Annotated in this window: 7 protein-coding genes and 1 pseudogene; 7 read left to right on the top strand and 1 reads right to left on the bottom strand. The window is 36.9% G+C overall.

Annotated elements, in window-relative coordinates; genetic code table 11:
- The first annotated feature begins 133 nt into the window (after positions 1-133).
- The 4 genes from WA010_RS08095 to WA010_RS08080 all read left to right on the top strand — a co-directional run bounded on the left by WA010_RS08095 (position 134) and on the right by WA010_RS08080 (position 1,369).
- Positions 134-325 carry a hypothetical protein gene (locus tag WA010_RS08095; RefSeq protein ID WP_422556620.1) on the top strand — a complete coding sequence of 64 codons (192 nt, stop codon included), beginning with the start codon at positions 134-136 and terminating at the stop codon, positions 323-325.
- On the top strand, positions 315-728 hold the full coding sequence (locus WA010_RS08090) for a PIN domain-containing protein (protein ID WP_310439559.1): 414 nt from the start codon (positions 315-317) through the stop codon (positions 726-728). The genes WA010_RS08095 and WA010_RS08090 overlap by 11 nt, the downstream gene beginning before the upstream one ends.
- Before the next feature lie 136 nt (positions 729-864).
- The gene (locus WA010_RS08085; protein WP_422556619.1) at positions 865-1,134 is read left to right on the top strand and encodes a type II toxin-antitoxin system Phd/YefM family antitoxin; all 270 of its coding nucleotides are present in this window, start codon (positions 865-867) and stop codon (positions 1,132-1,134) included.
- Positions 1,112-1,369, top strand: coding sequence for a Txe/YoeB family addiction module toxin (locus tag WA010_RS08080; protein WP_422556618.1), 258 nt, complete (start codon positions 1,112-1,114; stop codon positions 1,367-1,369). Before WA010_RS08085 ends, WA010_RS08080 begins: the two co-directional genes overlap by 23 nt.
- Before the next feature lie 225 nt (positions 1,370-1,594).
- Here WA010_RS08080 and WA010_RS08075 read toward each other — a convergent pair whose 3' ends face one another.
- On the bottom strand, positions 1,595-2,353 hold the full coding sequence (locus WA010_RS08075) for a glycosyltransferase family 2 protein (protein ID WP_422556617.1): 759 nt from the start codon (positions 2,351-2,353) through the stop codon (positions 1,595-1,597).
- Positions 2,354-2,620: 267 nt separating this feature from the next.
- Here WA010_RS08075 and nadC point away from each other — a divergent pair, with 267 nt between their 5' ends.
- The 3 genes and pseudogenes from nadC to WA010_RS08060 form a co-directional block, all read left to right on the top strand.
- A complete protein-coding gene (nadC, locus tag WA010_RS08070) occupies positions 2,621-3,436 on the top strand; it encodes a carboxylating nicotinate-nucleotide diphosphorylase (RefSeq protein ID WP_422556616.1) in 816 nt (271 codons plus the stop codon).
- A gap of 9 nt (positions 3,437-3,445) precedes the next feature.
- Positions 3,446-4,513 carry a flagellar biosynthesis protein FlhB gene (gene flhB, locus WA010_RS08065; RefSeq protein ID WP_422556615.1) on the top strand — a complete coding sequence of 356 codons (1,068 nt, stop codon included), beginning with the start codon at positions 3,446-3,448 and terminating at the stop codon, positions 4,511-4,513.
- A pseudogene (locus tag WA010_RS08060) lies at positions 4,513-4,917 on the top strand (hypothetical protein); the annotation flags it as partial. The gene flhB and the pseudogene WA010_RS08060, both read left to right, overlap by 1 nt.

Below are 4,917 nucleotides of genomic sequence, written 5' to 3'. Positions count from 1 at the left end.
AATAAAATCTACGGAATAGGTGTCATCTATTCAAATCTTCACTTTTGAATATTAAGACAAACTTCTTACGCGTTGTGATGCTTTTTATGAGTTTTGGGATATAATTTACTCAATTACAAAGAGGAGGGATCAGATGCATACACTCAAACTGGAAGTCAATGACACAATTTTTGATAAAGTGATGTTCTTCTTAAATAACCTGCCAAAGAATGATGTGAAATTGACCGTAGAAAGTAGCACTAAATCAAAGCCTAAAAAGCTAAACTCTATTTCGATTAAAACAAAGGGCTATCAATTCGATAGAGAAGAGGCTAATGCACGATAAGGCTTTTTTGGATACCAATATCCTGATCTATGCGTATTCGGAAGATGAGCCAAAAAAACAATCCATAGCCTTGCAACTGCTCGATAGTTTCGAAGATAATGTAATAATCTCAAAACAAGTCATCAATGAACTCAGCAATATCCTTCTCAAAAAATTTAAACTAGGATCAGACCAAGTAGAAAATGTCTTATTGGAAATCGATAATGTTCTCCCGATTGTCGATTTTGATCTCACGACTCAAATTAAAGCACTCAAACTCAAAGATCGATACCAGTTTCAATATTATGATGCTTTGATTGTAGCTACAGCGTTAGAAAATAACTGTACAGTCGTTTACAGCGAAGATATGCAACACGAAATGCTGATAGACGGAAATTTGAAAATCATCAATCCTTTCAACTGATACCCAAGGGGGCAGACACAGTCCCACTTCCGATACATGGTTCGACAAAGCAAGCGTTATGGACTAATACAGTATTTGCATATATCATTTAAAAGTTGTACAATATAATAAACAAAATATTGTACAAGGAGATGTTATGCAGGTAGTTAATTACTCAACGGCACGCAACAATCTCAAATCTATTTTTGACAGTGTCTATGCTGATAACGAAGAAGTTATTATCCATCGTAAAGGGGGAGAAAATGTCGTTGTAATCCCTTTTAGCGAATATAACGCTATGAAAGAGAGTCAATATCTTCTCTCGAACAGTGCCAACCGTGAACGCCTTTTGACATCACTTTCCAAAGCGCGGAGCGGTAGAGCGTTTGCAAAGGATTTGATCGATGAATCTGCAATGGACGGATGAATCGTGGGATGATTATCTCTACTGGCAAACGACTGATAAAAAAATGGTTAAAAAAATCAATGAGCTGATAAAATCGATTCAACGTACTCCGTTCGAGGGGATCGGTAAACCTGAACCGTTGAGATTTGAGCTCTCAGGATGTTGGTCACGACGTATCGACAGCGAACATCGGCTGATTTATGAAGTGGAAGAGGGGACGATCAGGATCATCGCGGCGAGGTTTCATTATAGTTGATGGGAATCGTTGAAAAGTGAAGATTGAATAGATGACTCCTAAAAACGAAATAATGATTCAAAATCCCTGATATGCTACAATAAGATAAAACTTTTGAAAGGGTGGTTACGATGAACGAAAAAGGGGAAATCTTAGGTATCAGCGGCGATTCGCATACGCTGTTATGGGGATCGAGCGGATGTTGCTTAATATGCTCTTGCACGCCAGTTCTATCGCAGCTTATTATTATTTATTCACCTTATGATCTTCAGTAAGGTTCATTTCGTAAAGTTTCATATATTTGTAAAAATTAGTAGCCATATGTGAAAAAGCAATTACAAGCCCGACATATCCATCTAAAAATCCCATTTTTAAAAAATATGTCTTTAAAAAAGTATATTTAGCATTGAAAATTGCTTTCAAAGGAGATGAGGTTTTCTTCCCAGTATTATCAATAGCAAATAGTGTTGAATAGAAGTCAACTTTTAATATGAATTCTGAAATGTTTTGATAGGTAAAATGACTAAAATAACCGTGAAGCTTTTGAGTTATTAATCCATCGGTGATAATGTATTCATGTATATTGTCATAACTGAAGTTCGTTATTGTTCTGTTGTAAATACGTACAAGTTCGTCATTGCCCCAACAATAACGAACTTCAGTTTTTTTGTAGAAATTTTTTCTGAGTAGAGAATAAACTTTTTTAGAATCGTAAGTTAATGTTAGAATTTCTTGAACAATTTCGTTATTCAGAACTTCATCCGCATCAATAGAGAGAATCCAGTTATGTTTTGCATAGGTCGCTGCCATATTTTTGGTTGGACCGAAACCAATGAATACGCCTTTAATAAGAGTGACATTTTTGTAAGCAGTCGCAATTTCAACTGTTTTATCTGTTGATCCATTATCATAGAGAACAATATCATCAAAATAATGCAAACTATCTAAACATTGCATTAATGTGGAAGCGCCATTTTTTACAATTATTACAACGGAAATATTCATTATTTGCTTCTTTATATTTGTATCTGATTACTTAATAAAACACATAAAAAGAATTCTAGTGCCAATTGCGACATATTTCTTTTACTTTTTGTCTTCATATCAGCAGTATTGCACGAAAGTATTAGCGAAGTATTAGTGTGTGAACTTATTTTGGTTTTAAACGGCGGTAGAATTCAAAAACTCTAATATGCTACAATAAGATAAAACTTTAAATATAGGTAATTTGTATTTTGGCATTTGAAATGAAAAAGTTAAAAAGGTAACTGTATGATTGAACAATTTATCCGTGAAGTATTGGCTGAAGATGTCGGACGAGGGGATTTGTATGCGCGGGTCTCTGAGGCATGTCCGGCATCGGCGAAAATTATCGCAAAAAGTGATGGTGTATTTGCCGGAGAAGAGTATCTTTGGGTATTAGCAGAAGAGGAGAAGTTTGATATTTTTTGGCATAAACGTGATGGAGAACGGTTTGTTAAAGGGGAAGTGCTCATTGGTCTTAGCGGTGATTCATATACGTTATTGCGAATTGAACGGACGTTATTGAATATGTTGTTACACGCTAGCTCGATCGCGACATTGACTCGTAAATACGTCGATCTTATCGCACCGTATGGCACCAAACTCCTCGATACTCGAAAAACCCGCCCGCTATTACGTAATTTTGAAAAATACGCGACCCGTATCGGCGGAGCGACAAATCATCGTATGGGATTGGATGATGCGCTGATGCTTAAAGATACTCATCTCAAAACGATTGATGATTTAGACAAATTTATGGCGGATGCACGCAAAAAAATCCCGTTTACCACTAAAATCGAGATTGAAGCGGAAGATTTTGAGATGGCTAAAAAAGCTATGAAGGTGGGTGCTGACATTGTAATGTGTGACAATATGACTCCCTTACAGCTGCGAGAAGTAGTGGAATACAAATGGGAACATCATAGTAGTGTATTGCTTGAAGCAAGCGGTAATATTACTTTAGAGACAATAGAAGAATATGCCAAGACAGGGGTGGATGCGATTAGTACGGGAGCACTTATTCATCAAGCATCGTGGATTGATATGTCTATGAAAATGGATTAAGGGTAATGTGTGGCTGACGATCAAGAAAAGACCGAAGAACCCACCGCCAAGAAGCTCGAAGACGCCCGAGAAGAAGGAAATGTCCCTAAAAGTCAGGATATTTCCGGTGTATTTGTATTATTTGTCGCTATTTTAGCACTATTGATGATGTTTACTTTTATAGCGGATAGCATGTTAAAACTGACTCGATATTATTTTTCTATTTTAACATTACCCGTGAATCGTGAAGGGATGATTGATCTTGCTTTTGTGACATTTAAAGAGACATTAATTATGACGGTTCCCTTTGCCACTATTATCGCTCTTGCCGGTATTATTGGAAATATTGCGCAATTTGGGTTTAATTTTACGACAAAGCCTCTCATTCCAAATTTCTCTAAACTTGATCCTATTAAAGGTTTTGCAAATCTGTTTACGCTTCAAAAGTTTTTAGAATCGCTTAAAATCACTTTTAAATCCTTTACTGCATTGGGAATTGGTTTATTATTTTTTTGGTATTTTATTGAAGAGCTTCCTACTGTAGCTCTTTTTAGCCTTGAAAATCAAATGTATTGGTTGCGTGACAAAGCAATAGTATTGGCATTTGTGATGCTTTGCATTATTTTTATTTATGCTATTGCCGATCTTTTGTTAACGCGGAAACAATATTTTGATAAATTAAAAATGTCAAAACAAGAAGTACAAGATGAGATGAAAAATATGGAAGGGGACCCGCATATCAAGGCAAAAATTCGTCAAATTCAGATGCAAGCGGCAAGAAAACGGATGATGTCAGCGGTTCCTACTGCCGATGTCGTCATTACCAACCCGACACACTACGCAGTTGCGATAATGTACGATGAGACGAAACATAATGCTCCGGTTGTCGTAGCTAAAGGGGTTGATAATATCGCGATTCAGATTAAAAAAATAGCCCGTGAAAATGGAGTCCATATCGTTCAAAATCCTCCGCTCGCCCGATCACTATATAAAGAGGTAGAAATTGACCGTCCAATCCCCGACATGATGTTTGCCGCTGTTGCCGAAGTGTTGGCGTATGTGTATAAAATGGGAAAAAAGAGAAAGGAATTGAGCTAATGGATCGCTGGTTAAATTTTTTTGCTGATAAAAAGATGATAGCCGGTATTTTTTTCTTGATCATGATTGTTCTTGGTGCGATTGCCCTTTATTTGGAACAAAAAGTGACTTCTCAAACACTGGAACGTTTAAGTGATCAACTCTCGCTGGCACTTAATAATCAACTCGAAAAAGAGCGTTCAAATGCTCTGCGCTATGCATTGATTTTAGGACAAAACAGTGCGCTGAGTGATGCATTGGAACAAGAGGATGAGGATAAGGGATTTGAAATTCTCTCGGAAGTGATGGAATCGATCAAGCTTCATACCGACGTTCTGATTCGTTCACAGATTATTACAGCAGATTATGTTATTTTTGCCCGCAGTTGGGATAACTCGTATGCGGGGATGCCTCTGGATTTTCAC

The organism is Sulfuricurvum sp. (genome assembly GCF_049305995.1).
Classification (GTDB): domain Bacteria; phylum Campylobacterota; class Campylobacteria; order Campylobacterales; family Sulfurimonadaceae; genus Sulfuricurvum.
Note: the sequence above shows the minus strand (reverse complement) of the source record. Positions and strands in the feature narration are given on the sequence as shown.